Source organism: Corynebacterium sp. MSK006 (assembly GCF_030232385.1).
Taxonomy (GTDB): Bacteria; Actinomycetota; Actinomycetes; order Mycobacteriales; family Mycobacteriaceae; genus Corynebacterium; species Corynebacterium frankenforstense_A.
Genome location: NZ_JASPJZ010000012.1, coordinates 46656 through 72504 on the forward strand (window position 1 = coordinate 46656; position 25849 = coordinate 72504).

Below are 25849 nucleotides of genomic sequence, written 5' to 3' on the forward strand. Positions count from 1 at the left end.
GTGACCGTCCCCGGAAAGGTCACCTGCCTGGCGGTGGGCAACACCATCATGGGCGACGACGGCATCGGCCAGGCACTCCTCGAGCTCGTCGAGGACCGCGGCCCGGCCGGCGTGGACTACGTTGACGGGGCGATCGCGGGCCTGGAGCTGCTCGGCGAGTTCCAGGACGCCGAGCGACTGCTGGTGCTCGACGCCGTGGCCGGCCCCGGCGCCCCCGGCGAGGCCGTGCGGCTCGAGGGGGCGGAGATCCGCCGCTTCATCCCGCAGAACGTCTCGCCGCACCAGGTGGGACTGATGGACCTCTTCGGCGCGGCGCGCCTGCTCAACGACGAACCGGCCGAGCTGGTCGTCGTCGGCGTGGTCGCCGAGAAGATCGAGCTGACCGTCGGGCTGACCGAGACCGCGCAGGGCGGCCTGGAGGCCGCCGCACGGCTCGCCCTCGACCAGCTCGCCGCCTGGACCGGTGGCGCCGACGGTGCCGCCGGCGCAGACGACCCGGCTCAGTCCGCCGAGTCCGCGGCGTCCCCGTTGGCCACGTCGACCCAGTCGAGCGTGAACTCACGCCCGTGACGCAGGTCCGCCGTCGGGGTGTGGCAGACCGGGCAGGTCAGGTCGAAGAACTCGTCGATCTCCCGCTCGGCCGCACACTCCGGGCAGTACACCGTCGCCGGCACGTCCGTGACCTCGAGGCGCGCGCCCTCGCACACCGTGCCCGCGCGCGCCACCGGCCACGCCCCGTGCAGCGCCTCGAGCACCACCCCGGAGCGGCGCCCCACCGTCAGCCCTACGGCCTCGATCGCGCGCCCGCCGGCGCTCGACTCGACGGCGTCGACCACCCCGGTCAGAAGACTCAGCTCATGCATGGCCCCCATCCTAGGGACAACCGCCTGCCTGGGATCGCGGGCAGGGGCCACACCCCGTGAAAGGAAGGATCCGGAAGCGATGACAGAGAAACTCCGCGTCGACCAGCTCGTCGACCCGGCCGGTGCCGTGGTGCACGTGCGCCACGACGCCGAGGGCCACGTCGACGAGGCCGCCTTCGACCTCAGCGGCTTCCCGCGCGTGGACCCGATGCTCGTCGGGCGCACCACCGCGGAGGTCCCGCAGCTGGTCACCCGCCTGTGCGGGCTGTGCCCGGTCACCCACCACCTCGCCGCGATGCGCGCCCTCGACGACCTCACCGGCCTCACCGTCCCGCCGCGCGCGCTGGCGGTGCGCTCGCTGCTGCACCACGGCTCGGTGCTCGACACGCTCGCCCCGAAGCTGCTGTTCACCCACCGCGAGCTGGCCGTCGAGCTCAAGCGATTCGGCAAGCAGGTCCTCGAGGCCGCCGGCTGTCCCGGCCACTTCCCGGACGTCGCCGTGCCCGGTGGCGTCAAAAGCGACGCCGACACCTCGATTGTCGACGTCGCGGTGCTCGCCGACCTACGAGAACGTGCCGCCGCGCTGCCGGGGCTCGCAGCCCCGGCCTTCACCGGCGCCGCCGACGTCTTCCTGTGCGACGCCGACGGCACCTGGGACCCGCTCGGCACGTTCTTCGCCGTGGTCGCCGGTGACACCCGCGAGATCCACCCTGTCGCCGAGTTCCCGGAGCGGGTGCGCGAGTCGCGCCCCGGTGCCACCTCACCGCGCCCGGAGGTGCTCTTCGGCGGCGACTGGCTGCCCTACCGCGTGGGCCCGGCCGCCCGGGGTACCCGCGGCGACCGCTTCGGCGTGGCCGACAGCCTCGACGGGGTGGCCGCCGCACTGGACGCGCTCGGGGAGACCACCGGCGACGGCGCGCTGCGCGCCGGCGGCGACCACGAGGGCGTCGTCAAGCACCAGGGCCGCGGCGTGGGCCTGGTCGACGGGCCGCGCGGGCTGCTCGCGCACGTCTTCGACGTCGACGCCGAGGGCACGCTCACCGGCTGCTGGATCCTCACGCCCACCGCGCAGAACGAGCCGTGGCTGGCGGCGATGCTCACCGACGCGGCGCGCTCCGGCGCCGGCGAGGAGGGCATGGAGCAGGCGATCCGCACGGCCGACCCGTGCCTGCCGTGCTCCTCGGCGCCGCCCGGGGCGATGCACGTGGAGGTCGCTACGATGGAACCCGGAGAAAAGGAGTAAGCGTATGTGCCTGGGAATCCCCGGAAAGGTGATCAAGACCGGTGAGGGCCTGATGCCGATGGGCCTCATCGACGTCGTCGGCGACGAGCGGCCCTGCTGCTTCGCCTATACCCCGGAGGTCGAGGTCGGTGACTTCGTGATGTTCCAGCACGGCTTTGCCGTCGACACCGTCGAGAAGGCCGAGGCCGAGGAGACGCTGCGCACCATGCACGAGTTCGACATGCTCGGCGGATGAGCTCCTACCTGCTGCCCGTCGCGGGCGAGACGTTCCGCGGCGAACACGAGATCAAGCGCTCCCGGTTCATCTGCCTGATCCGCCGGGTGCGCGACGAGGACGAGGCCCGGGCCTTCATCGACGCCACGCGCGCCGAGTTCCCGGACGCGCGCCACCACTGCTCGGCGTTCATCCACCACGTCGACGACGCTAACCCGGTCGAGCGCTCCTCCGACGACGGCGAGCCCTCCGGCACCGCCGGGCGCCCCATGCTCGAGCAGCTGAAGGGCTCCGGGATGCTGGACGTCGCCGCGGTGGTCGTGCGCCACTTCGGCGGGGTCAAGCTCGGCGCCGGCGGGCTGGTGCACGCCTACTCCAACGCTGTGGGCGACCTGCTGCCGAAGGTGCCGCGGGTGCGGCGGGTCCGCCGGCGCCTGTTCACCTTCGAGCTGCCGCACGCCGACGCCGGGCGCGTCGAGGCCGATCTGCGAGCGCGCGGGGTCACGGTCACCGACGTCGCCTACGGCGCGGCGGTCACCCTGACCGTGGCCTGCGACCTCGACGGCCTCGAGGGGCTGTTCACGACGCTCGCGGCCGTGACCGCCGGCGCGGCCGAGCCGGCGGAGGCCGGCACCGCCTGGGTGGAGGTCCCCGCCGAGAGGTGAGAGCGGCGGGGGAGCGGATAGAATCGTCCGCATGAGCATGCAGCGCTACCCCCGCAACCCCATCGAGGCCCGCAAGTCCGCCGTGCGAACCTATTCGCGCAACGCCGCGGTCTGCGTCGGCGGCGGCGTGGTCGGCGGCGTCGCCCTGGGTCTGCTGTTCACCAGTTGGACCTGGCTGGTCGTCGGATTGGTCGTCGCGGTGGTCGGCGGCGGGTACTACTGGTCGCGGATCCGCAAGATCGTCAACCACAGGGACCAGTACTAGACGAGCGCTGCGGCGCCCGCGGCGCTCGAGGCGCCGGGCCTGCGGCGCACGGCGCACGAGGCGCACGGCGCCCGAGGCGCACGGCGCCCGAGGCGCCGCCGCGGCGTGGATGCGCGCCCGGCACGGGCGCGACGGAGGATCAAGACGATGGCGAAGAGCGGTGGGGGACCCGGACGCGGGGAGCCCTCGGGGCTGCCGGTGCGCATCGACGTGTGGGTGTGGGCCGTGCGCCTGATCAAGACCAGGTCCGCGGCCGGCCAGGCATGCCGGGCCGGGCACGTCAAGCTCAACGGGGCCTCGGTCAAGCCCGCCCAGCAGGTCGTGCCGGGTGACCGGGTGCGCGTGTGGGCCAACCACCACGAGGTCGACGTCGAGGTCACCGCGACCGTGCGCACGCGGGTCTCCGCGCCCGTGGCGCGCAGTTGCTACATCGACCACACACCGCCGCCCCCGCCGAAGGAGATCCTGGCGAGCATGCCGGTGCGAGACCGGGGCGCGGGGCGCCCGACGAAGAAGGAGCGTCGCGAGCTCGACCGGCTGCGCGGGCACTCCAGCCGCGACCGGCGGCGGTGAGGGGTATAACGGGCCGCATGACCAACCCCGCTGCGTCCCCCGACGTTTCCGACGAGCGCGTCATCCACGTCTGCGGCCTGATCGCCCGCCGCGACGACGGCGCGGTGCTGCAGGTGCGCAAGCGCGGCAGCGGGAAGTTCCAGTTCCCCGGTGGCAAGCCCGAGGCGGGCGAGACCGAGGACCAGACCATCCTGCGCGAGTGCGCCGAGGAGATCGGCTGCACCCCGGACCGCTCCCGCATGGTGCGCCTGGGCAGCCTTGCGGCCCGGGCGGCCAACGAGCCCGGCTTCACCGTGCGCGGCGAGCTGTGGCTGACCGACGAGGTCCTCGAGGCCCGCCCGGACTCCGAGATCGCCGAGGCCCGCTGGCTGACCCCCGCCGATCGCGAGGGGCTCGAGCTCGCGCAGCTCTCGCGCACCGCCCTGGCGGGCCTGGAGCGGCTGCGTGCCTGTGGCACGGCGACCGTCTACGCCGGCTCCGCCGAGGGCGTCGACCCGCGCGGGCGTGCCCTGGCCGCGGGCCTGGGCGCAGGGCTGGCGCGCGCCGGGGTGGAGGTCGCCTACGGCGGCGGTGCCGTGGGGCTGATGGGGGTCCTCGGCGACGCGGTGGTCGAGCACGGTGGCAGGCTGCGCGGCATCATGCCGGAGAGCATGATCGACGCCGAGATCGCGCACCCGCGCCTGAGCGAGCTGACGCGCACCCCCGACATGGCAGCCCGCAAGGCCGCCCTGCGCGAGGCGGCCGGTGTCGTCTTCGTGCTGCCGGGCGGCTCGGGCACCCTCGACGAGTTCTTCGAGACCTGGACCCTGCAGCAGCTCGGGCACTTCCCGTACCCGATCGTGCTGCTGGGCACGGCCTACTGGACCCCGCTGGTCGACTACCTGCGCACCGTCGTCGGCGCCGGGTTCCTCTTGGGGAGGTACCTCGAGCGCCTGATCGTCGCCGACGACCTCGCCTCCGCCGGCGCGGCGCTGGCGCAGTGGGAGACGCCGGCGTCGAAGTACCCGCGCTAGGGGAGGGCGCACCCGGGGCGGGAAGGCCGCCCGCGCCGCCCGCGCCGCCCGCCCAGCCGCGCCGGGCCCTAGGGCTTCCGCGCGCGCAGCACCTTGAGGCGGCGGCGCAGCCGGCCGGGCCGCTGCCCGGGGCGCCGGCCGGTCTCGCCGGTGCGCTCGATGTGCTTCTCGCCGAAGCGCGCGAGCAGCAGGTCGTCGATCAGGCGCACCTGTCCGGGCCGGTAGCGGTAGGCCATCGCGTGGCGCACCGCGTCGACGTCCGCGGCGGTGAGCAGCCGGCGCAGCTGGCCGACGGTGGTGATCCCGTTGGCGGCCAGCAGCTGGTTGAGCCACGGGTAGTCGTCGGAACGCGGCCGCGGGTAGCGCGTGCCGCCGACCACGGCGAGCACCCCGGGCAGGGTCTCCGGGGTCAGCTCGACGTCGTCGGCGGCGTCGACCTCGGCGCCCTGGATCGCGGCGATCTGGTCGAACTGCTGGTCCGCCAGCTCGATCAGCCCCGCGGCCAGCGTGAAGGCCCGGTCGACGCGCGGGTCGATGCCGTCGACGCCGGACTTGTAGCGGATGTCGTGCTCGAACTCGGCCCACGCGTGCTGCAGCACGGTGCGGATCTGGACCTCGAAGGTCATCCCGGCGTAGGCGTCGAGCTCCACGGCCTCGTGGGCGGTCTCGTCGACGGCGAGCACCAGGTGGTGTGAGCCGTAGCCGAAGGAGCCGGCGATGCGGGTCTCGGCGGTCTTGTCCACGCTGCGGCGCACGGTGAACGACTCGGTGAGCGTGTCGACGGCGCGCGGGATCTCCGTGGAGTGGAAGACCGTCACGCGTACGCCGACGACGTCGTGGATGTCCGTCCACGGCTCCGGGTAGGACGGCGTGCCGTCCTCGCGGGTGCGCCGGGCCTTGTCCTTGAGCGAGCGCCACGTCTTCACGCGCGCGACGACGCGGTCGAAGGTGACGCCGGCGTCGGTGAGCAGCTCCTCGATGGCGTCGGCGAACTCGACGTCGGCGTGCGGGTGGCGCCGCCGGAACTCGTGGTAGCGGTTGCCCAGCTCGGCGATGGTCTGGTCGTCCTGCTTGACGACGCCCGCGTCCGTCCCGCCGTGCGCATCCGTCGCCCGGGCTGCGTTCCTGCCGCCGCGGTCGCCCGCGGCGGCGGCGTTGTCCGGCTTTGCCTTGGCCTTGGGCTTGGCTTTGCCGCCGCGGCCGGTGCGGCGCACGGCGCGGGCGGCCGCGGCCTTCCTGCGGTCCTTCTTCTTCGCCCCGGCCATCTAGGCCTCCGCCTCCCGGGCGGCGTCGGCGGCGTCGTCGGCGCCGGCGTCGGCGGGCACGAGCACCGCGGTGGGCAGCGCGGCGAAGATCGCGGCGGCGTCCACGGTGCCCGAGAAGGTGCGGCCGGTGATCTTCTCGGTCCACTCGCCCTCGGGCAGGGTGACCGTGGTGCCGCGCCAGCCGCCCCGGTAGGCCAGCGACAGCGGGCGGCGCACCGCCAGCGCGATGACGCTGACCTTCGGCGGCTCCGGCTCGTCGAGGCCCTCCTCGCCGATGATGTCGGCGGCGTCGACGGCCTCGCCGCGGGCCATGCCGATCACGTGCGCGATGCCCGGACCCTCGGCGAAGACGGCCTGGTAGTCGCCCTCGACGAAGGCGTCGGGGAAGGCCCGGCGCACCGTCAGGGCGGTGTGGGTGACGTACTGCTTGACCCGGTCCGGCGAGGCGAGCGCGGCGTGCCAGGCGGGGAAGACCTCCTCGATGAGCCCCCGCGGCCGCTTCGGCTCCTCGCCGGTGTCGCCGGCGCCCGCGGCGCCGGCCGAGCCGGCGTTCGCGACGGTGCCGTCGGTCGCCGCGGCGGCCTCCGCGACGTCGTCAGTCGTGGCGCCGGAGGCGCCGCCGGCGAGGGCGGCGAAGTCCGGCGCGCCCGTGGCCAGGGTCTGCGCGCGGGCGGTGTAGTCGACGAAGCGGCGGTTGTCCGGGTCGACCAGGGAACGGTCGACGTACTCGGTGCCCTGGTAGACGTCCGGGACGCCGGGGCCGAGCAGCTGCAGGACCTTACGCCCCAGGGTGACGGTGAGCGCGCCGTCGTCGAGCGCGGCGACGAAGGCGGTGATGCGGCTGGTCACCGGGCCGTCGACGAGCACGTCGATCCAGTCGAGCACGTTGGTCTCGAAGGCGGAGTCCTGGTCGAACCAGGTGGTGTGCACGCCGGCCTCGCGCACGGCCTTGAGCGCGTAGTCGCGCAGGCGCCCGCGCAGCTTCTCGGTGACCTGCCCGTCGGCCGGCCACACGCCGATGATGTTCTGCAGCAGGAAGTGGCCCGTGGCCGCGTCCGGGGCGGGCACCACGGAGGTGACCTCGCCGACGAACTCGGCGAAGTCGTTGGGGAACTCCGACAGCTCGATGATGCGCGCGCGGGTATCCTCGCTGCGCTTGGTGTCGTGGGTGGTCAGCGTCGTCATCGCGCGCGGCCACAGGCGGGCGCGCTCCTGCTGGAGCAAGTGGAACTCGGCCGCCGAGACCCCGAAGCGCCCAGGCGCGCCGCCGACCTCCTGCAGGGAGACCAGCCGGCAGGCCCGGTAGAACAGCGTGTCCTCCACGCCCTTGGCCATGACGGCACCGCAGACCTGGGCGAAGCGGGTCATCGCCTCGCCGTCGTCGGCCAGCAGCGCCGCGGAGATCAGGTCCAGGGCGTCGCGGCGCGACGGGAAGCGCTGCGACATCTCCGCGACCACGGTGGCCGTCACGCGCGACAGCGACAGGTAGTCCGCGCGGTAGACCGGCATCGCGGCGACCAGGTGCATGATCGTGGAGACCAGGCGGTCCTCCGAGACGTTGGAGCCGGCGGTGGAGAAGTTGTCGCGGCGGATGGCACGGGCCAGGCGGCGCACCTCGGCGGCGAGCTCGAACTCGGCCACCCCGTGCTTGAGCTGGTGCTCGCTGGCCTCGATGGCCTGCGCGTTCCAGGTCGAGCCGGACTGCTCGAGGGCGAGCATGGACAGCGAGTCCTCGGCGGCGCGGTTGACGAAGACCCCGTCGAGCTCGCGCAGCGCGTCGTAGCCGGTGGTGCCGTCGGCGGGCAGGCGGGCGTCGAGCGGCTCGTCGACGCCGAGGATCTTCTCGACGACCAGCCAGCGCTCCGGGCCGATCAGACGCCGCAGCCGGCGCAGGTACTGGAACGGGTTGGCCATGCCGTCCGGGTGGTCCACGCGCACGCCGTCGATGAGGTCCTCGCGGCACAGCTGGCGCAGCACCCGGTGGCTGGCGCGGAAGACCTTCGGGTCCTCCTGGCGGATGCCGGCCAGCCCGTTGACGGAGAAGAAGCGGCGGTAGGAGATGACCCCCTCGCGCCAGTACATCAGCCGGTAGTGCTGGCGGGAATGGACGGCCACCGGGTCGTCGTCCGGGCCCGAGCAGGTGCCGGGGGCGACGGGGAAGACGTTGTCGTAGTAGGCGAGCACCACGTCGTCGGAGCCGTCCTCGGCGGCGCGTTCCTCGAGGCCTTCCGGGTAGGCCTCGTCGCCGCGGGCGATCAGCGTGAGCGCCTCGACGTCGTCCGGCGACCCGAGCACCGGCAGGCCGAGGCGGCCGTCGGCGCCGTTGTCGTCGTGCCAGTCGATGTCGAAGAAGTCCTCCCAGGCGGAGTCGCGCCCGTGCTTGAGCGTGTCCCACCACCAGGGGTTCAGGTAGGCGGTGTCCACGCCCAGGTGGTTGGGCACCAGGTCGACGATGACGCCCATGCCGGCCTCGCGGGCGGCGGCGGACAGGCGGCGCAGCCCCTCGATGCCGCCGAGTTCCGGGTTGACCTCGGTGGGGTCGACGACGTCGTAGCCGTGGTTGGACTCGGCCGGGGCGGACAGGACGGGGGAGAGGTAGAGGTGACTGATCCCGAGGTCCTTCAGGTACGGGATCTGCGCGCGGGCGTCGTCGAAGGTGAAGGCGCGCCCGGCCCCGTCGGGGTCGGCGGCGGGCCCGCGCAGCTGCAGGCGGTAGGTGGCGATGATGTCTCGGTTGACCACGTCGGCTCAACAATCCTTCCCATGCGATCCTTACTCCCTCACAGGCTAGTGGTCACCGCGGCGGCGTGCCCGGCCACCAGCCGCGGAAAGCCGCGGGCGTACTCGATGAACCGCCCGCTCAGCGCCATTTTCCCGGCCGCGTGGGCCGCCTCGCGGGCCCAGTCGCCCAGTGCGTGCGCCGCAATTTCCGACGTCGCGACGAGCACCCCTCTGCGCGGGGCGACGTAGCGCGGCGTGGTGCCCGTGAGGCGTTGCAGGTGCGCGTGCAGCACAGCGAAGGTGCGCGGGTGGGCCAGCCAGGCGGTCGGGTCCGTGCCGCCGTGGACGGCGACCTGGAGCGCGCCGGGCGGGGCCTGCGGGCACAGCCGGCTGGCCGGGCGGGTGAGGAAGCGCAGTCCGTACTCGGTGCGCGCGGCGGCCAGCAGGGTCTCCGAGGCACGCAGCCACGCGCGGTGGAGGCTAAGCCCAGCGGCGGCGAGGTCCTCGTGGGCCGCGGGGCGGCCGTCGAGGAGCATGCCGGCGGTCAGCTCGCGGGACAGCGCGACGGTGGCGCGCCGACGGGCGAAGGCGGCCTCGCCGAGGCCGGGCACGCGCGCGGGCGCGGCGATCAGCTCGGGGACCAGGCGTGGCGGGCGGCGCTGCGGGTGGGCCGGGTTCGGCGGGCGGTGCGGAAACGGGTGCACGGGGGCTCCTCGGATCGGGGTGCTCTCACCCGTATCCGACTGCCCGCACCCTTCCCTCGGTTCCCACGGTGGTTGTGCGGGGGACGCCGCCGCACCCCCGAGGGGCCGGAGCGGCCGGTGCCGTCGACGTGCCGCAGCCCCGGTGCCGGTGGGCAGGGGTCAGAAGGGCGGTTCCTCGTCGAGGCCGAGGGCGGCCAGCAGGTCGGCGGCCGGCCAGATCTGGATCTCCTGGCCCTTCGCCTGCAGCTCGCGGGCGCGTTTCTCCTTGGAGGTCGTCGAGGCCCAGGAGCCGACGACCAGGATGGTCGTCTTCTTGGTGACGTTCTTGCCGATCTTCGCGCCGTGGTGGGCCAGGCCCGCCCACAGCTGCCCCTTGTCGAAGGGCTCGAAGTCTCCGGTCAGGGTGACGTTCTCGCCGAAGAGCACGCCCTCGGGGTCGGCATTCGGGTTCGGCTCCGGGATCGTGTCCGGCGTGGCCACGGCGGCCCAGGGCGCCGGCCCGCGCGAGCCGCCGGACCTGCCGGACTTGGCCGAGCCGGCGGACTCGTTGCGGGCGGTCGCCGAGAGCTCAGCGGTAGAGATCAGCGCCTCCTGGACGGCATTCGAGGAGTCGGTCTCGGTCGACTCCGCCGTGGAACCGGACCCGGCGTCGGCGGCGCCAGCCTTCTGGGAATCGGCCTTCGGGGTGCCGGTCTTCGGGGTGCCGGAGGACTTCGCGGTCTCCGTTGCGGCCGGGGAGTCGGCGTCCGCGGCCCCACCGGCCAGGGCGCGGCGCTGGGCGGCCACGGCCGCACCGGAGAGATCGTGCAGGACAGGGTAGACGGTGCCGTCGGCACGCACCTCACCCAGCGTCAGCCTCCGGTCGTGGAAGAGGCCAGCGACGTCGCCGCCGTGGCCGAAGGAGCGCGCCAGGCCCGCGAGCACCCCGGCCACGCGCGCCGCGCCCTCGCCCCGCACGCCGAGGGCCTCGGCCAGGCCGGCGAGCGTGTGGTCCGCCGCCGGCGGGTCGAGGCGCGCGGCGCGGGCCAGCGCCAGCGTGCAGCCGAAGGGGACGGGACCGGAGACCAGCCCCGCGCGTACCAGCTCGCCGAGCAGAAGCTGGGCGTTGTGGGCCACCAGCACCCGGGAGCCGAGCGCATCGGCGAGCCCCGCGGCGTCGGAAATCTCTCTTTCCGCCCCGGCGACGCCGTCGGTGACCTCTGCGAGCGTCACGGACTCCACCGGCCCGGAGTTGCCGTCGCGCAGGCGCACGTCGGCGACCACGCAGTCCAGCCCCGGCACGGGGATCGCGGCCGCGTCGTCGGACGGCGTCTCGCCGCGCATGGCCGCGCGCACGGCCTCGGCGAAGAACTTGGCCTCCGCGCCCTGGTGCGGCGCGAAGCGCACCGCCACCGTCTCACCGGCGCAGGCGAGTCGCACGGCACCGGGGAGGTACTCGTCCGGGGCGACGAGCGCGACGTCGTCAATCCTCTTGACGTCGAGCACACACTCCGGCGCCCCCGCCAGGGAGGCGGCCAGGAGAGTGCGGGTGAGCGTGACCTTCTCGCGGGTCACGGAGACGGTGGCGTCGAGAGCGGGAATCACGCACTACAGACTACATCGACTCCTTCTTCGGGCGGTCCGGGTCGTCCTCGCCGAAGTCGGGGGCGGCGGTCTGCTTGAGCACGATCGTCGAGCGCGCCGGGACGGTCAGGGTCGTCTCCGCGGCCCACTCCGTCTCCTTGTCCGAGGGGACGCCCTCCGGCTCGGTGGTGTCAACCATCAGCTGCCAGCCGCGGCCGAGCTCGCGGCGCGGGAGGGTGAAGTCGATGTCCTCGTAGTGGGCGTTGAACATCATCAGGAAGGAGTCGTCGACGACGCGGTTGCCGTGGCGGTCCGGCTCCTCGATGTTGTTGCCGTTGAGGTAGACCATCAGGGCCTTGCCGAACTGGAAGTTCCAGTCGTCCTGGGTCATCATCGTGCCGTTGGGCACCAGCCAGGCGATGTCGCGGTCCAGCGCGTCCGTGCCCAGGGGGCCGCCGGCGAAGAAGCGGCGGCGGTGGAAGACCGGGTGGTGGTCGCGGATCTCGATCAGGCGGCGGGTGAAGGCGTGCAGCGCGGCGTTGTCCTCGAGCTGCTGCCAGTCCATCCAGGAGATCTCGTTGTCCTGGCAGTAGACGTTGTTGTTGCCGCCCTGGGTGCGCGCCATCTCGTCGCCGTGGCTGATCATCGGTGTGCCCTGGCTGAGCAGCAGGGTCGTCATGAAGTTGCGGATCTGCTGGCGGCGCAGGTCCAGGATCTCCTTGCCGTCCGTCGGCCCCTCGGTGCCGCAGTTCCAGGAGCGGTTGTGGCTCTCGCCGTCGCGGTTGTCCTCGCCGTTGGCCTCGTTGTGCTTGTCGTTGTAGCTCACCAGGTCATGCATGGTGAACCCGTCGTGGGCCGTGATGAAGTTGATCGAGGCGGTCGGGCGGCGGTCGTTGTGGTCGTAGAGGTCCGAGGAACCGGTCAGACGCGAGGCGAACTCGCCCAGCGTCGACGGCTCGCCGCGCCAGAAGTCGCGCACCGTGTCGCGGTACTTGCCGTTCCACTCCGACCACAGCGACGGGAAGTTGCCCACCTGGTAGCCGTTGTCGCCGACGTCCCAGGGCTCGGCGATCAGCTTGACCCGCGAGACGACCGGGTCCTGCTGGACCAGGTCGAAGAAGGTGGCCAGGCGGTCGACGTCGCCGAACTCGCGGGCCAGGGTCGAGGCCAGGTCGAAGCGGAAGCCGTCGACGTGCATCTCGGTGACCCAGTAGCGCAGCGAGTCCATGATCAGCTGCAGCGAGTGCGGGTCGCGCACGTTAAAGGAGTTGCCCGTGCCTGTGTAGTCCATGTAGTGGCGCGGGTCGTCGTCGACCAGGCGGTAGTAGGCGCTGTTGTCGATGCCGCGGAAGCTCAGCGTCGGGCCCATGTGGTTGCCCTCGGCGGTGTGGTTGTAGACGACGTCGAGGATGATCTCCATGCCCTCGTTGTGGTACGCGCGCACCATCGACTTGAACTCGGCCACGGCGCCGCCCGGCTCCGAGGAGTGGGCGTAGTGCTGCTCCGGGGCGAAGAAGCCCAGGGTGTTGTAGCCCCAGTAGTTGCGCAGGCCCAGCTCACGCAGGCGGTCGTCCTGGTAGAACTGGTGCACCGGCATCAGCTCGACGGCGGTGATGCCCAGGTCCTTCAGGTAGTTGATCACGGACTGGTGCGCCATGCCGGCGTAGGTGCCGCGCAGGTGCTCCGGGACGTCCGGGTGGGTGGCCGTCATGCCCTTGACGTGGGTCTCGTAGATGACGGTGTGGTGGTCCGGGATGCGCGGGTGCTTGTCGCCCTCCCAGTTGTAGTAGGGGTTGATGACCACCGAGAGCATCGTGTGGCCCAGGGAGTCCTCCTCGTTGCGACCGTCCGGGTTGTTCGGGTCGTTGATGTCGTAGGAGAACAGGGAGGCGTCGCCGTCGTACTCGCCGTCGAAGGCCTTGGAGTACGGGTCGACGAGCAGCTTGCTCGGATCGCAGCGGTGGCCGGCGTCCGGGTCGTAGGGCCCGTAGACGCGGTAGCCGTAGCGCTGGCCGGGCTGGATGCCCGGGATGTAGCAGTGCCAGTTGTGGTTGTCGGTCTCGGTGAGTTCGACGCGGGTCTCCGCGCCGTCCTCGTCGATGAGGCAGAGCTCTACTTTGTCCGCGATCCGGGAAAAGAGGGAGAAGTTCGTTCCGGAGCCGTCGTAGGTGGCGCCGAGCGGTTGCGGGTTGCCGGGCCAGATAGACAGCGACGGGTTGCTCTGTGAGATCATGTCACGGATTTTAGTCGCAGATCCTCACCTAAATCGATTCGGCGCGCGGGCTCCGGGCCCGTTCCCGGTGGTAGATGTCCTGGTAGTGAGCTTGGGCACTGTCTGCGGCGGGGTGCCCCGGGCCCGGCGTGTCGGGGTGCCGGCGAGGCCCGCGGGCCCGGCGTAACGGGGGGAGGGGCGGTGTCCCGCGTCGCCGCGCGGCGGGGGCGCGTTGGGGTGGGCGGGCTTGCGGAGGGGTCGTGCCGGTGCGCGGCGCGGGCGTGCGCCGCGATGCCGGTGCGCGGTGATCTTAGCGCGCGGCGCCGGCGAGGATCGTGGCCACGCCGCGGTCGAAGGCCTCCGCCGCGGCCTTCTCGTCCACCGGCTCGCCGCCGGCGTCGTCGGCGAGCTGGCGGGCGGCCTGCTCGGAGACGGCCGCGCCGATGCCGAAGTGCAGCAGCACCAGGGCGGCGGACGGGTCCACGCCCTCGGCGGCCACGGCCGCGGAGATGCGCTCGAGCATCTCCGCCTGCAGCGGCGGGGTGGACAGTGCCGCGGAGACGACGTCGGCGCCGTCGCGGTGGGCGAGCACCGCGGAGCGGAAGCTGCGCAAGAGGTCGCGGACGGCCGGGGTCTCCTCCCGGCCGGACTCGGGGTCCAGCACGGGCGTGAGGATGCTGCGCGCCATCGCGGCGATGAGCTCCTGCTTGTTGCTCAGGTGCCAGTAGAGGGCACCCGGGGCGACGTCGAGTGCGCTGGCGACTCGACGCATCGTGACGTCGGCGAGCCCGTACTTGCCCAGGAGATCGAGCGCGGTGTCGAGGATGAGGGTACGGTTAAGGGCCACACTGACAGCCTACGCGCAGGATGTGCCCGGGGAACCGTGATCGCGGCTGGTATCGTCATCTGCGCACCAGATCGAACGGGCGTCGCGCGGGCGCCCCGCCCCGAGAAACGGAAACCGGTTCACAGATGTTCACTTCCCACCGCACCAAGATCCTGGCCGTCGTCACCGCGGCCGCCCTCACGCTGACCGCCTGCGGCAGCGACGACGACGCGGACTCCTCCGCCCAGGGTGGCTCGAACAGCGGCTCCGGCGGTGCCGTGCTGCACGACGGCGACGGCGCGGACAACGGCGGCGACGGGAACTCCGACGGCAAGGACGGCAAGGACGGGGGCAAGGACGGCTCCGGTTCGCAGGGCTCCGACTCCGGCGACGGCGACGCCCCGCAGGTGGACAACCCGCTGGAGAACGGCCTGCAGATCAAGGAGCAGGAGCCCGTCGACGGCGAGGCCGCCGGCGAGGAGGACGCCTCCGAGATCAACGGCGTGCTCGACGGCTTCTACGACCGCCTGGGCAACCCGGACACCATGGTCTCCGACCTGACCAACTACATGGTCGACAACACCTGCTCCGCCGTCATCGAGGAGGCCGGCGGCCGCGAGGCGATCCAGAACTCCTACACCGCCGACGCCCCGATCGGCCAGGCCGGCATGGTCGCCTCCACGCACAGCGTCGAGGACATCCGCGTCGACGGCGACAGCGCCTCCGCCTACGTGACCGTCAACGCCAACGGCCAGGAGGAGTCCAACACCGTGCGTCTCGTGCGCGAAAACAACCGGTGGACCATGTGCGACCGCTAGTCCACGCCGCGGCCGCCGTCTTCGCGGTGGCCGTCACGGCCTACGCGCTGCTCGGCGCGGCAGCGGGCCTGGCCCGCCCGACCTTCAGCCTGGACCCCGAGGGCGTGGCCGCCGGCGCCGGCGCGCCCTTCGGCTTCTGGATCACGCTCGTCGGACTGGTCTGCGTGACCGCCGCCGTCAGTGCGCTGGCGGCCTACCGTGTCTTCCCGCGCGCCCGCGGCATCGCGATGCTCCTGTGGACCGTGGTCGTCGCCGTCGTGGGCACCCGCGTCTTCGCCGCGACCGGCGACCTGACCGCCTACTGGTTGGCCGACCCGCCTGCGCGGCTGCCGGTCTCGGTCACGGCCGGCACGGTGACCTTCGTCGCCGCCGCCTTCTGCGCGGCGATCTTCTACTGGTGCGCGGGTCTGGTCGACCTCGAGCCCGAGCCGGAGTCGCCGAAGAGGCCCGAGGACTCGAAGAGCCCGGACACCCCGGAGGGCGATGCCGCCGCGGTCGACGCCGACGCGGCAGCCGGCGGCTCCGCCACCGCCGCCAAGGCCGGCACCACCGCCACGGCCGGCACCACCGCCCGCCGGGAGTCCTAGAACCCCGGCCCCCGGCGCCGCAGCGCGCCGACCCCGCCGAGCTCGGTGGAGACCGTGTGCGCCGCGCGCAGCACGGCCGCGATCCCGCCGGTGACCGCCCCGTGCAGCTGCGCCGGGTTGAGCCCGGCCGTGACCGCCAGGGCGAACTCCGTGCGCACCTCCAGCCCCGTCTCCGCACGGCTGGTGAAGGCCCGCGCCAGCGCGGACACAGCCGTCCAGTCGTTGCACACCAGCCGGGCGCGCAGCTCCTCCTCGACGCCGGGGCCGGGGCCCCAGTGTGCGGTGATCAGCAGGTGGGGGCCCTCCTCGAGGGCCAGCCCCACCAGCGTCGCGCCCACCCAGGCGGCCACCACGTCCGGGCCCGCCCAGGTGGCGGGCACCCCCTCGGCGGCCAGCAGCTCGAGCAGGCGGGCCGGGGTGACCGGGCTCGTCTCCCGCGGCGCGACGGTCCCGCCCGGGGTGGCCAGCAGGTACGGCGGGTCCTCGGTGCCGCCCGGCAGGGAGCCGGCCAGCGCCACGGCGTCGAAGTCGAAGGCCGTCGCCTCGTCCGAGTCGGCGCCGGTGTTCGTCCCGGTCGCGCGCAGCGCGGGGAAGCGGGCGGCCAGCGTGTCGACGGCCAGCTGGGCGGCGGTCAACTCGAGGCCCACGGCCTCGGTGAGCTGTTCGTCGGTCAGCCCGGCGGCCACGGGTACGGCGGCCCGGCCGTGGACGGCCAGCGAGCCGTCGCCGTTGTGGCGGAAGTAGAGCGACGGGCCGATGCGGGTGCGGTTCCACGCGTCGATCTCCGCGGCCAGGTCCGTGGCTGCCTCCAGCGGCAGGTCGGCGCGGGTCTGGCTGGCGAGCACCAGCATCGGGGTGCCGCCGGGGCTGGTCAAGTAGGCCAGCGTGCGGTGGTCGGGGAAGGGGATGAGCAGGCGATCGCGCTCGGCGTAGAAGTGGTAGCCGAAGCTGGCGGCCGCGGCGGTGAGCCGGGCCAAGGTGACGCGCGCCGGGGTGCGCCGCGGCGGGCGCTGTCGGTGGGGCACGGGGTCCTCCTCGGGGGTCCGGAGGGGCGGAAGGGGGATCGTGTTCCTGGTCGAAACATCAGTCTAGTGTCCCAGCGGGGGTGGGCGTGGCGTTTCATGCAACCCCGGTCCATACAATGAGGCCTGTCACTGTCAACGAGGAATTTGTCCCCTGAGAGGTGGAGACCCCAACCATGCTCACCGTCACGGACCTGACCGGCCGCGAGCCGGGCGTAGCCGAGCTGCGTCGGGTGCTGCCGCGCGGCGGCACCGACGTCGCCGCGGTCCTGCCCAAGGTCCAGCCCATCGTCGAAGACGTCCGTTCCCGCGGCGCCGAGGCCGCCCTCGAGCTCGGCGAGCGCTTCGACCATGTGCGCCCGGGTTCCGTGCGCGTGCCGCGTGAGATTGTCGACGCCGCGGTGGCCGCTCTCCCGGACAACGTGCGCGCCGTGCTGGAGCAGGCCATCGAGCGCATCCGCAAGGTGCACGCCGAGCAGGTGCCGGCCCCGCACACGACCATGCTCGCCGAGGGTGCGGAGGTCACCGAGGTCTTCCACCCGATCGAGCGGGTGGGCCTCTACGTGCCCGGCGGCAAGGCCGTCTACCCCTCCAGCGTGCTGATGAACGTCATCCCCGCCCAGGAGGCGGGCGTGTCCACCCTGGTGGTGGCTTCCCCGCCCCAGGTGGACAACGACGGCTGGCCGAACCCGACGGTGCTGGCCGCCTGCTCGCTGCTGGGCGTCGACGAGGTGTGGGCCACCGGTGGCGCGCAGGCCGTGGCCATGCTGGCCTACGGCGACGACGAGGCGGGCCTCGAGCCGGTGGACATGGTCACCGGCCCGGGAAACATCTTCGTCACCGCCGCCAAGCGCCTGGTGCGCGGCGTGGTCGGCACGGACGCCGAGGCCGGCCCCACCGAGATCGCGGTGCTCGCCGACGACTCGGCCGACCCCGTTTACGTCGCCTACGACCTGATCAGCCAGGCCGAGCACGACCCGATGGCCGCCAGCGTGCTCATCACCGACTCCCGCGAGCTGGCCGAGGCCGTCGACCGCGAGATCGAGCAGCGCTACACGGTCACCCTCAACTCCGAGCGCGTCGCCGAGGCGCTCACCGGCGCCCAGTCCGGCATCGTGCTCGTCGACGACATCGACGCCGGGGTGCGCGTGGCCGACGCCTACGCCGCCGAGCACCTCGAGGTGCACACCCGCGACGCCCGCCAGGTCGCCGAGCGCGTGCGCCACGCCGGCGCGATCTTCGTCGGGCCCTACTCGCCGGTGCCGCTGGGCGACTACGCCGCCGGCTCCAACCACGTGCTGCCGACCTCCGGCACCGCGCGCTTCAACGCGGGGCTGAGCTCGCACACCTTCCTGCGCCCGGTCAACCTCATCGAGTACAGCGCCGACGCGCTCGCCGAGATCGCCGGGACCATCGTGACGCTGGCCGACGTCGAGCGCCTGCCCGCCCACGGCGAGGCCGTGCGCGCCCGCGGCGCCGCCGCCGACGCGGAGGGGGAGAAGTAGATGAGCACCGACAACGCGAACCGCCACCTGCCCGGCACCGTCGCCGCCGAGGTCGGCCTCGAGGCGCTGCCGCTGCGCGAGGAACTGCGCGGCCACAGCCCCTACGGCGCCCCGCAGCTCGACGTGCCGGTCCGGCTGAACACCAACGAGAACCCCTACCCGCCGTCGCAGGCCCTGGTCGACGACCTCGTCGCCGAGGTCGCCCGCCTCGGTGCCACGCTCAACCGCTACCCGGAGCGCGACGCCGTCGAGCTGCGCGACGCCCTGGCCGCCTACGTCAGCGGGCAGACCGGCGTTGCCGTCACCCGCGACAACGTCTGGGCCGCCAACGGCTCCAACGAGGTCCTCCAGCAGCTGCTGCAGGCCTTCGGCGGGCCGGGCCGCAGCGTGCTGGGCTTCCAGCCGAGCTACTCGATGCACCCGATCCTGGCCTCCGGCACGCAGACCGAGTTCATCGACTGCCCCCGCGGGGCGGACTTCCGCATCGACGCCGAGGCGGCGCTGGCCGCCATCGCCGAGCACGCCCCGGACATCGTCTTCGTCACGACGCCGAACAACCCGACCGGCGAGGCCACCGACCTCGACGTCGTCGAGCGCATCATCGCCGCCGCGCCGGGCATCGTCGTCGTCGACGAGGCCTACATGGAGTTCTCCGACAGCCCCTCGTCGTGCACGCTGCTGGCGAAGTACCCGACCAAGCTCGTCGTCTCGCGCACCATGTCCAAGGCCTTCGACTTCGCCGGCGGGCGCCTCGGCTACTTCGTGGCCGCCCCCGCCTTCGTCGAGGCCGTCATGCTCGTGCGCCTGCCCTACCACCTCTCGGTGCTCTCGCAGGCCGCCGCGCTCGTCGCGCTGCGCCACAGCGACGAGACCCTGGAAACCGTGGCCAAGCTCTCCGCCGAGCGCGACCGCGTCGCGGCGAAGTTGACCGAGCTGGGCTACCGCGTCCAGGACAGCGAGTCGAACTTCATCTTCTTCGGCGACTTCGCAGACCAGCACGCCGTCTTCGAGGCTTTCCTCGAGCGCGGGGTGCTCATCCGCGACGTCGGCGCGACCGGCCACCTGCGTGTGACGGTCGGCCTGCCCGAGGAGAACGACACCTTCCTGGCCGTCGCCGCCGACCTCGCCCACCACGGCGTCGGCAATGACGACGACCCCCACGCACAAGGAGCCGCACAGTGACCGCACACCGCACCGCCGCCGCGCGCCGGACGACCGGCGAGACCGACATCTCCGTCGAGCTGGACCTCGACGGCACCGGCGTCAGCCACATCGACACCGGCCTGCCGTTCTTCGACCACATGCTCACCGCCTTCGCCACGCACGGCGCCTTCGACCTGACGGTCACCGCGAAGGGCGACGCCGAGATCGACGCCCACCACACCGTGGAGGACACCGCCATCGTGCTCGGCCAGGTGCTGGCCGAGGCCGTCGGCGACAAGGCCGGCATCCGCCGCTTCGGCCAGCGCCAGCTGCCCATGGACGAGACGCTGGTCGAGGCCGTCGTCGACTTCTCCGGGCGGCCCTACTTCGTGATGACCGGCGAGCCGGAGCACATGGTCCACCAGGTCATCGGCGGCCACTACGCCACCGTGATCAACCGGCACTTCTTCGAGTCGCTGGCGCTGAACTCGCGGATCACCCTGCACGTGATCTGCCACTACGGCCGCGACCCGCACCACATCACGGAGGCGGAGTACAAGGCCGTGGCCCGTGCGCTGCGCGAGGCCACCGAGCACGACCCGCGCGTGCACGGGGTGCCCTCGACCAAGGGGGCCCTGTAACCCGTGGGCACGACTGCTACAGTGTCGGCGGTCCTCGCCGCGGCGGAGGAGGCCGGCCAGGCCAGCCCCTGGCCGATCTACTTCATGTTCGCCGTGGCGGGTCTCATGGTCGGGGCGACGATCTCGGCCTACCAGAATGACGCGAAGAAGCTCACCGTCTTCTGCGCCCTGGTCGCGGCGGCGGCCGTGGCGACGGCGGTGGTGATGTTGATCGGAGGAGTGAGGTAAGTGGCTGTGCAGGCTCTGTCCCGTGCTGAGATCGAGAAGCTCGACAGCATCTGGAAGAGCCCCGGCTACATACCCACACTGCTCGCCGTCGCCTGCGCCTTCGGCAGCTGGTCCGTCCTGCTGCCGGTCGTGCCGCTGGCGGTGATCGACTCCGGCGGCTCGGAGACCCTGGCCGGTTGGACCACCGGCGCGTTCATCCTGACCACGGTGGCCACCCAGGTCTTCACCCCGCGGCTGCTGCGCCGCTTCGGCTACACCCCGGTGATGGCCGTGGCCGCCTTCCTGCTCGGCGTGCCCGCCCTGGGCTACATGCTCGGCATGTCCGCCGGGCCCGCCCTGGGCTTCTCCGCCCTGCGCGGCTTCGGCTTCGGCGCGCTGACCGTCGCCGAGTCCGCCCTGATCGCCGAGCTGGTGCCCGTGCGCTTCCTGGGCAAGGCCTCCGGCATGCTCGGCGTCTTCCTCGGCGTCAGCCAGATGCTCTGCCTGCCGCTGGGCCTGGCCCTGGTCAACGCCGGTCTCGGCTACAACTCCAGCTACATCGTCGGCGCCGTCATCGCCGTCGGCGCGGCGCTGCTGTGCCTGCCCATCCCCGCGGTGCGCCCCGGCGGCGGCGAGGAGAACAGCGAACCGTCGGCCTACGAGCACATCGACGAATCCGGCCCGAAGGTGCCCACCTGGAAGCTGGTCACCGTGCCGGCGGCGGCCATCATGACCGTCTCGATGTCCTTCGGCGCGGTCTCGACCTTCCTGCCGGCCGCTGTCAAGGAGCTCGACCCGGTCACCGGCGCCGTCATCGGCGGCTTCATGCTCTCCATCGTCGGCGGCGCCTCGATGGTCTTCCGCTACGCTTCGGGTGTGATCGCGGATCGCCGCGGCATGCCCGGCTCCACCATGCGCCCCGGCCAGGCCCTGGCCGTCATCGGCGTGGCGCTGATGGCCGTGGTCATGTTCGCCGACTGGTCGGTGTGGTGGCTCGTGGTCGCGGCGGTCTGCTTCGGCGGCGGCTTCGGCGTGGTGCAGAACGAGGCGCTGCTGACGATGTTCATGCGCCTGCCGCGCTCCCGGGTCTCGGACGCCTCCGCGATCTGGAACGGCGCCTACGACTCCGGCACCGGCGTCGGCTCCGTCATCTTCGGCATGGTCGCCGCCGGTGCGGCCTACTCCAACGCCTTCGCCATGGGCGCGGCCGTCATCGCGCTCGGTCTGCTGCTCACCTTCGCCGACGCCGTGCTGGGCCGCCACCGCATTGCCGAGCACTCCAACACCCGTGCGCGCCTGCGCCAGGTGCCGGTGGCGCGCCGGGCGGTGCGTGGTGCGCGTGCTTTACGACGCCGCGCGGCCGACGCCCCCGTGGACGTCGCCGCCCTGCTGCGCCGACGCCCGCCGCGCCCCGGCTGGAAGGGGCGCGAGGAGAACGAGGGCGACGCCGTGGACGGAGACGCCCGCAACTAACTCTTGTCATAGTGATCGCCGACACCTATCCTGCGGGCAGGATCTGAACCCCGGAAGCAGAAGGAGCGGCGGCCATGCCCGAGGCGGTAGTCGTCGGGGCCGGGATGACGGGACTGTCCGTCGCTTGGTTCCTGCAGAATCACGGTTTCGACGTCGAGGTCATCGACAGGGTCGGCGTGGTCGGCGGCTCCTCCTGGGGCAACGCCGGCTGGCTGGCCCCGGGCAAGAGCAAGACCATCCCGCTGGCGCACCCCTCGCTGTGGCGCTACGGGCCGACCGCGCTGTTCGACCCGAACGCCGCGCTGGCCGTCCCGCCGCGCATCGACCCGAGGCTGTGGGCCTTCTGCGCCCGCTTCATGGCGCACGCCACCCGCTCGGGCTGGGATGAGACGATGGCCGCGCTCACCCCGGCAGATAAGCTGGCGCTCGCCGCCTACGACGAGCTCGTCGACGGTGGGGTGGAGGCGCGGACCCACACCGGCGACTACGTCGCGGCCTTCCGCGACGAGAAGGAAGCCGGCGGCTTCATCGGCGAGATCGAGGGCGCGGTGCGCCACGGCCAGGAGATCTCCTTCGAGTACATCGACAGAGACGCAGCGCTCGGCCTGGCCCCGGTGCTCTCCGAGGCCGCTCGTGCGGTCTACCGCATCGGCGGGCAGCGCTACATCGAGCCCGGCCCCTTCTGCGAGGCCATCGCCGAGTCCGTGCGGGCCCGCGGCGGCCGGGTGACCACCGGGGTGGCGGTCACCGAGGTCAACTCGACGCGCAAGCCCGTGCTCGAGCTGTCCACCGGGGAGTACCGCACCCCGGACACCGTGGTGCTGGCCGCCGGCGCCTGGCTGCCGGAGCTCGCCCGGCGCCTCGGCGTGCGCACCATGGTCCAGGCCGGCCGCGGCTACTCGTTCTCGGTGCCCACCGAGACCCCGGTCGAGCACCCGATCTATCTGCCCGAGCAGCGCGTGGCGTGCACGCCCTACCAGGGCCGGCTGCGCATCGCCGGGACAATGGAGTTTCGCGGGCCCGACGAGGCCTTCCAGCCGGCGCGCATCGACTCGGTGGTCGAGGCTGTGCGCCCCATGTTCACCGGGGTCGACCTCGACGACCGGAAGGACGAGTGGGTCGGCTCGTGCCCGGTGACCCCGGACGGGCTGCCGCTGATCGGCGCGACGAAGGCGCCGAACGTCTACACCACCGGCGGCCACGGCATGTGGGGCGTGGTGCTGGGGCCGGTCAGCGGCAAGCTGCTCGCCGAGCAGATCGCCACCGGGCGCGTCGACCCCGTGCTTAAGCCCTTCGACCCGCTGCGCTGAGGCGGGCTACTCGTCGAGATCGGCCAGCAGCGCGTTGGGCGCCTCGAGCTCGCCCTCGCGCCACGCCTCCACGCCCTCGCGCACGGCGAGCGCGGCGACCACGAGCGCGGCGACCGGGTCGGCCCACCACCAGCCGAGCAGCGCGTTGGCCAGGAGGCCCACCAGCACCGTCACCGACAGGTAGAGGCACAGCAGCAGCTGGCGCGAATCGGCCATGACGCTGGCGGAGCCCAGTTCGCGGCCGGTGCGGAACTCGACAAAGGCCAGCGCGGGCATGAGCAGGATGCTGGCCACCGTGATCGCGATGCCCAGCCGGCTGTGCTCGGGGGCGGCCCCGCCGGAGAGCGTCAGCACCGAGTCGACGGTGACGTAGGCCGCCAGCGCGAAGAAGGCGACGGCCACCGCGCGGACCGTGACCTTCTCGCGGGCCTCGGGGTTCCGCGCGGAGAACTGCCAGGCCACCGCGACGGCGGAGGCGACCTCGATGACCGAGTCCAGGCCGAAGGCGATCAGCGCCCCGGAGGACGCCCCGGCGCCGGCGGCCAGGGAGATCAGCGCCTCGATGACGTTGTAGGAGATCGTGACCGCCACGATCAGGCGCACGCGCCGGTTCAGGCGGGCGCGGCGCGCCGGGGCGAGGTCGACGTGCGGGCCGCGCGCGCCGTTCGGCTCATCGGGGGCGGGGGATGCGGGGTGATCTGCGGTGGACACGCCCCAGATCCTAGGTCACCCCCGGAGACGGGGGTGCAGGCGGGCCGCAGTCTGCGCCGACTAAGATCCCGGGCATGCAGGAGTGCCCCGAGAACCAGACCGCCGACCGGCAGCACGCGCCGCACCGCAAGAGCGTGGTGCTCCTCGACTACGGGGCGGGCAACCTCCGCTCCGCCGAGCGCGCCCTCGAGCGCGCCGGGGCCGAGGTGACCGTCACCTCCGACCCGAAGTTGGCCGTCAAGGCCGACGGGCTGGTGGTGCCCGGGGTGGGCGCCTTCTCCGCGTGCATGGACGGCCTCAACGCCGTGCACGGTCCGCGCGTGATCGGCCAGCGCCTCGCCGGCGGCCGCCCGGTGCTGGGCATCTGCGTGGGCCTGCAGGTCATGTTCGACTACGGCGAGGAGCACGGCGAGCACGCCAGGGGCTGCGGGCAGTGGCCGGGCACCGTCGAGAAGCTGCACAGCGCGATCCTGCCGCACATGGGCTGGAACACCGTCGAGGTGGCCGAGGGCTCCGAGATGTTCGCCGGCGTGGCCGACGAGCGCTTCTACTTCGTGCACTCCTACGGCGTGCGCGACTGGGAGCTGGTCACCGACGGGCTGACCGAGGTGCCGAAGGTGCACTGGGCCAGCCACGGCGGCGAACGCTTCGTCGCGGCCGTCGAGAACGGCCCGCTGTGGGCGACCCAGTTCCACCCGGAGAAGTCCGGGGACGCGGGCGCCGCGCTGCTGCGCAACTGGCTGGCGAGCTTCTAGGCCGGACCCACGGGGGTATCGGAGAGCGCCCCGGCGACGTGGTAGGCCTGGCCGACGTGCTGGATGGCGTCGTCGACGAGCGAGACCAGCCGCACCCCGCGGGTGACCGGCGGGTCCCAGCGGTGGTCGATGACCTCGTCGAGGTCGTCCTCGGCAAGCCCCTCGGTGTAGGCGTCGAGGGCGGCGCAGACGGCGTCGAGGTAGGCCACGAGCAGGCCCTGGTCCTCGACGTGGATCTTCCGGGCCTGCTCGGGGGTGTGGCCGAGGCCGAAGTCGTCGTCCGAGTCCGGCAGCCCGAAGCGGGTGTCGAAGCCCTGCGCCGACCAGACCTGGTCCTTCCCGGTCAGCTCGGCGAGCTGGACGTCGATCTCGCGGGCGGCGTGCCAGAGCAGCCAGGCGATCGAGTTGGGGTGGCCGGCCGGGTGCGCGTTGAGCTGTTCGGCGTCGAGGTCGGGCAGGGCGTGGGCGGCCAGGCGCGGGCGCGAGGAGAACTCGCGCAGGATGTCGAGGGCGTTCATGGGGTGCTCCTTTCGCCGGCCCCGCGACGGCGGGGCGGGGGTCGTGGTGCGGGGGACCGGCGCGGCCCGGGGAGACCCCGGCGGCCCGGGAGGCCCGGGGCCTAGAGGCTCTCGACGAAGTCGCGTGCGATCTCGGCGGGCTCGGCCCGCTCGTCCCCGACGTTACGCAGGTTGAACTCGCGCAGCCGCTCGGTCGTCAGCGCCGCACTGACCCGGTCGAGCACGGACACGGCCTTTTCCGGCAGCGCGTCGGCGCGGTAGAGCGGGGTGACGTTCTCCGGGTTGACCAGGCCCTCCGGGTCCTCGAGGGTGACCGTGTCGACCTCGTCGCCGTCGGAGTCCAAGGCCGGTGAGGTGGTGAAGATGTTGGCCACGTCGACCTGCCCGTCGCGCAGGGCGGTCACGGTCAGCGGTCCGCCGGAGTCGGAGATCAGCCGGTACTCGATCGAGTCGGCCGGTACCCCGTAGACGCGCTCCATGCCCTCGGCGTTGAAGGAGCGCCCGGTGATCTCCGGGTTCGCCGCCCAGCGCACCCGGTCCAGCTTGGCCAGGTCGGCGAGCGTGTGCAGTCCGTGCTCCCGTGCGGTCCCGGGCAGCACCCGGAAGGAGTCGGCGTTCTCGCCCGGGGCGGGCCGCGCGATCGCCAGGCCGGCAGGCAGCGCCGCGGCGGCCTGCCCGGCCAGCTCCTCGGTCCCGGTTCCCGGGGCGACGTCGACGCCGTAGTAGACGGCCAGAGCGCCGAGGTACTCGGGGAAGACGTCGACGTCTCCGGACTCCAGCGCGGAGGTGTAGACCTCGCGCGAGCCGATGCCCGAGGAGACCTCGGCGTCAAAGCCGGCCTCCTCGAGCGCCTCGGCGTAGATGTGGCCGAGGATGTCGGACTCGGGGAAGTTCGCGCTGCCGATGACGATCGTTTCGTCCCCGCCGCGGCCGGCGGTGGCCTCGGTGGAGGTCGGGTCGGTGCTCAGGCAGGCGGTGAGCGCGAGCGCGAGCACGGCGGCCACGGCGGCGCCGAGTGCGCGGCGCAGGCGG

The 25849-nt window shown here is 72.9% G+C and carries 27 protein-coding genes; 16 read left to right on the forward strand and 11 right to left on the reverse strand.

The features are described from left to right. Positions 1 to 570, forward strand: a complete 570-nt coding sequence (locus QQA02_RS08005; RefSeq protein WP_284773160.1) for a hydrogenase maturation protease — start codon at positions 1 to 3, stop codon at positions 568 to 570. Here QQA02_RS08005 and QQA02_RS08010 read toward each other — a convergent pair. Continuing rightward, complete coding sequence (locus QQA02_RS08010) at positions 501 to 863, reverse strand: hydrogenase maturation nickel metallochaperone HypA/HybF (RefSeq protein WP_284773161.1); 363 nt, start codon at positions 861 to 863, stop codon at positions 501 to 503. The genes QQA02_RS08005 and QQA02_RS08010 overlap by 70 nt on opposite strands. 79 nt (positions 864 to 942) lie before the next feature. Here QQA02_RS08010 and QQA02_RS08015 point away from each other — a divergent pair, with 79 nt between their 5' ends. From QQA02_RS08015 to QQA02_RS08040, 6 genes are all read left to right on the forward strand, one after another. Then, positions 943 to 2106, forward strand: a complete 1164-nt coding sequence (locus QQA02_RS08015; RefSeq protein WP_284864035.1) for a nickel-dependent hydrogenase large subunit — start codon at positions 943 to 945, stop codon at positions 2104 to 2106. Between the two features lie 4 nt (positions 2107 to 2110). Then, positions 2111 to 2341, forward strand: coding sequence for a HypC/HybG/HupF family hydrogenase formation chaperone (locus tag QQA02_RS08020; protein ID WP_284773165.1), 231 nt, complete (start codon positions 2111 to 2113; stop codon positions 2339 to 2341). Continuing rightward, positions 2338 to 2985, forward strand: coding sequence for an IMPACT family protein (locus QQA02_RS08025; RefSeq protein WP_284864037.1), 648 nt, complete (start codon positions 2338 to 2340; stop codon positions 2983 to 2985). The genes QQA02_RS08020 and QQA02_RS08025 overlap by 4 nt, the downstream gene beginning before the upstream one ends. A 31-nt stretch (positions 2986 to 3016) precedes the next feature. Further along, positions 3017 to 3250 carry a hypothetical protein gene (locus QQA02_RS08030; protein ID WP_284773169.1) on the forward strand — a complete coding sequence of 78 codons (234 nt, stop codon included), beginning with the start codon at positions 3017 to 3019 and terminating at the stop codon, positions 3248 to 3250. 147 nt (positions 3251 to 3397) lie between these two features. Further along, positions 3398 to 3823 (forward strand): RNA-binding S4 domain-containing protein, encoded by a 426-nt coding sequence (locus tag QQA02_RS08035; RefSeq protein WP_284773170.1) that lies wholly within the window; start codon positions 3398 to 3400, stop codon positions 3821 to 3823. Positions 3824 to 3840: 17 nt separating this feature from the next. Then, entirely contained in the window at positions 3841 to 4836 is a 996-nt protein-coding gene (locus QQA02_RS08040; protein WP_284864039.1) for a TIGR00730 family Rossman fold protein, read from the forward strand. Positions 4837 to 4904: 68 nt separating this feature from the next. Here QQA02_RS08040 and QQA02_RS08045 read toward each other — a convergent pair whose 3' ends face one another. From QQA02_RS08045 to QQA02_RS08070, 6 genes are all read right to left on the reverse strand, one after another. Beyond that, positions 4905 to 6101 (reverse strand): GTP pyrophosphokinase, encoded by a 1197-nt coding sequence (locus tag QQA02_RS08045; RefSeq protein WP_284864041.1) that lies wholly within the window; start codon positions 6099 to 6101, stop codon positions 4905 to 4907. After that, a complete protein-coding gene (gene treY, locus QQA02_RS08050) occupies positions 6102 to 8843 on the reverse strand; it encodes a malto-oligosyltrehalose synthase (protein ID WP_284773175.1) in 2742 nt (913 codons plus the stop codon). A 38-nt stretch (positions 8844 to 8881) separates the two neighbouring features. Then, positions 8882 to 9526 carry a hypothetical protein gene (locus QQA02_RS08055; RefSeq protein ID WP_284773176.1) on the reverse strand — a complete coding sequence of 215 codons (645 nt, stop codon included), beginning with the start codon at positions 9524 to 9526 and terminating at the stop codon, positions 8882 to 8884. Positions 9527 to 9685: 159 nt separating this feature from the next. Further along, positions 9686 to 11110: a DNA polymerase III subunit epsilon gene (locus tag QQA02_RS08060; protein ID WP_284864043.1), complete on the reverse strand. Its 1425-nt coding sequence runs from the start codon at positions 11108 to 11110 to the stop codon at positions 9686 to 9688. 10 nt (positions 11111 to 11120) lie between these two features. Further along, the gene (gene glgX / locus QQA02_RS08065; protein ID WP_284773181.1) at positions 11121 to 13322 is read right to left on the reverse strand and encodes a glycogen debranching protein GlgX; all 2202 of its coding nucleotides are present in this window, start codon (positions 13320 to 13322) and stop codon (positions 11121 to 11123) included. Between the two features lie 289 nt (positions 13323 to 13611). Continuing rightward, positions 13612 to 14148 carry a TetR family transcriptional regulator gene (locus tag QQA02_RS08070; RefSeq protein ID WP_284864046.1) on the reverse strand — a complete coding sequence of 179 codons (537 nt, stop codon included), beginning with the start codon at positions 14146 to 14148 and terminating at the stop codon, positions 13612 to 13614. Positions 14149 to 14273: 125 nt separating this feature from the next. On the opposite strand from QQA02_RS08070, the gene QQA02_RS08075 reads away from it, so the two are divergent. Both QQA02_RS08075 and QQA02_RS08080 read left to right on the forward strand, forming a co-directional pair. Beyond that, entirely contained in the window at positions 14274 to 14945 is a 672-nt protein-coding gene (locus QQA02_RS08075) for a hypothetical protein (protein WP_284773185.1), read from the forward strand. Next, positions 14933 to 15532, forward strand: a complete 600-nt coding sequence (locus QQA02_RS08080) for a hypothetical protein (protein WP_284864048.1) — start codon at positions 14933 to 14935, stop codon at positions 15530 to 15532. Before QQA02_RS08075 ends, QQA02_RS08080 begins: the two co-directional genes overlap by 13 nt. Here the strand turns inward: QQA02_RS08080 and QQA02_RS08085 are convergent. Next, complete coding sequence (locus QQA02_RS08085) at positions 15529 to 16557, reverse strand: YbjN domain-containing protein (protein WP_284864050.1); 1029 nt, start codon at positions 16555 to 16557, stop codon at positions 15529 to 15531. The genes QQA02_RS08080 and QQA02_RS08085 overlap by 4 nt on opposite strands. 173 nt (positions 16558 to 16730) lie before the next feature. On the opposite strand from QQA02_RS08085, the gene hisD reads away from it, so the two are divergent. From hisD to QQA02_RS08115, 6 genes are all read left to right on the forward strand, one after another. Continuing rightward, positions 16731 to 18059, forward strand: a complete 1329-nt coding sequence (gene hisD / locus QQA02_RS08090; protein ID WP_284864052.1) for a histidinol dehydrogenase — start codon at positions 16731 to 16733, stop codon at positions 18057 to 18059. Continuing rightward, positions 18060 to 19241: a histidinol-phosphate transaminase gene (locus QQA02_RS08095; RefSeq protein WP_284773190.1), complete on the forward strand. Its 1182-nt coding sequence runs from the start codon at positions 18060 to 18062 to the stop codon at positions 19239 to 19241. Further along, positions 19238 to 19843: an imidazoleglycerol-phosphate dehydratase HisB gene (gene hisB / locus QQA02_RS08100; protein WP_284773191.1), complete on the forward strand. Its 606-nt coding sequence runs from the start codon at positions 19238 to 19240 to the stop codon at positions 19841 to 19843. Before QQA02_RS08095 ends, hisB begins: the two co-directional genes overlap by 4 nt. Before the next feature lie 3 nt (positions 19844 to 19846). Then, positions 19847 to 20071, forward strand: a complete 225-nt coding sequence (locus QQA02_RS08105; RefSeq protein ID WP_284773192.1) for a CG2302 family histidine operon protein — start codon at positions 19847 to 19849, stop codon at positions 20069 to 20071. After that, positions 20072 to 21523, forward strand: coding sequence for an MFS transporter (locus tag QQA02_RS08110; RefSeq protein ID WP_284864055.1), 1452 nt, complete (start codon positions 20072 to 20074; stop codon positions 21521 to 21523). A 74-nt stretch (positions 21524 to 21597) separates the two neighbouring features. After that, positions 21598 to 22833 (forward strand): NAD(P)/FAD-dependent oxidoreductase, encoded by a 1236-nt coding sequence (locus QQA02_RS08115; protein WP_284864057.1) that lies wholly within the window; start codon positions 21598 to 21600, stop codon positions 22831 to 22833. Positions 22834 to 22839: 6 nt separating this feature from the next. On the opposite strand, the gene QQA02_RS08120 is transcribed toward QQA02_RS08115, so the two are convergent. Further along, positions 22840 to 23448 carry a cation efflux transmembrane domain-containing protein gene (locus QQA02_RS08120; RefSeq protein ID WP_284864064.1) on the reverse strand — a complete coding sequence of 203 codons (609 nt, stop codon included), beginning with the start codon at positions 23446 to 23448 and terminating at the stop codon, positions 22840 to 22842. Positions 23449 to 23618: 170 nt separating this feature from the next. Here QQA02_RS08120 and hisH point away from each other — a divergent pair, with 170 nt between their 5' ends. Then, positions 23619 to 24299 (forward strand): imidazole glycerol phosphate synthase subunit HisH, encoded by a 681-nt coding sequence (hisH, locus tag QQA02_RS08125; protein WP_284864059.1) that lies wholly within the window; start codon positions 23619 to 23621, stop codon positions 24297 to 24299. On the opposite strand, the gene QQA02_RS08130 is transcribed toward hisH, so the two are convergent. Together QQA02_RS08130 and QQA02_RS08135 are read right to left on the reverse strand one after the other, a co-directional pair. Beyond that, positions 24296 to 24817 (reverse strand): mycothiol transferase, encoded by a 522-nt coding sequence (locus tag QQA02_RS08130; protein ID WP_284864062.1) that lies wholly within the window; start codon positions 24815 to 24817, stop codon positions 24296 to 24298. The genes hisH and QQA02_RS08130 overlap by 4 nt on opposite strands. 101 nt (positions 24818 to 24918) lie before the next feature. Continuing rightward, positions 24919 to 25849, reverse strand: a 931-nt coding sequence (locus QQA02_RS08135; protein WP_350309455.1) for an ABC transporter substrate-binding protein, incomplete at its 5' end; no start/stop codon positions are given.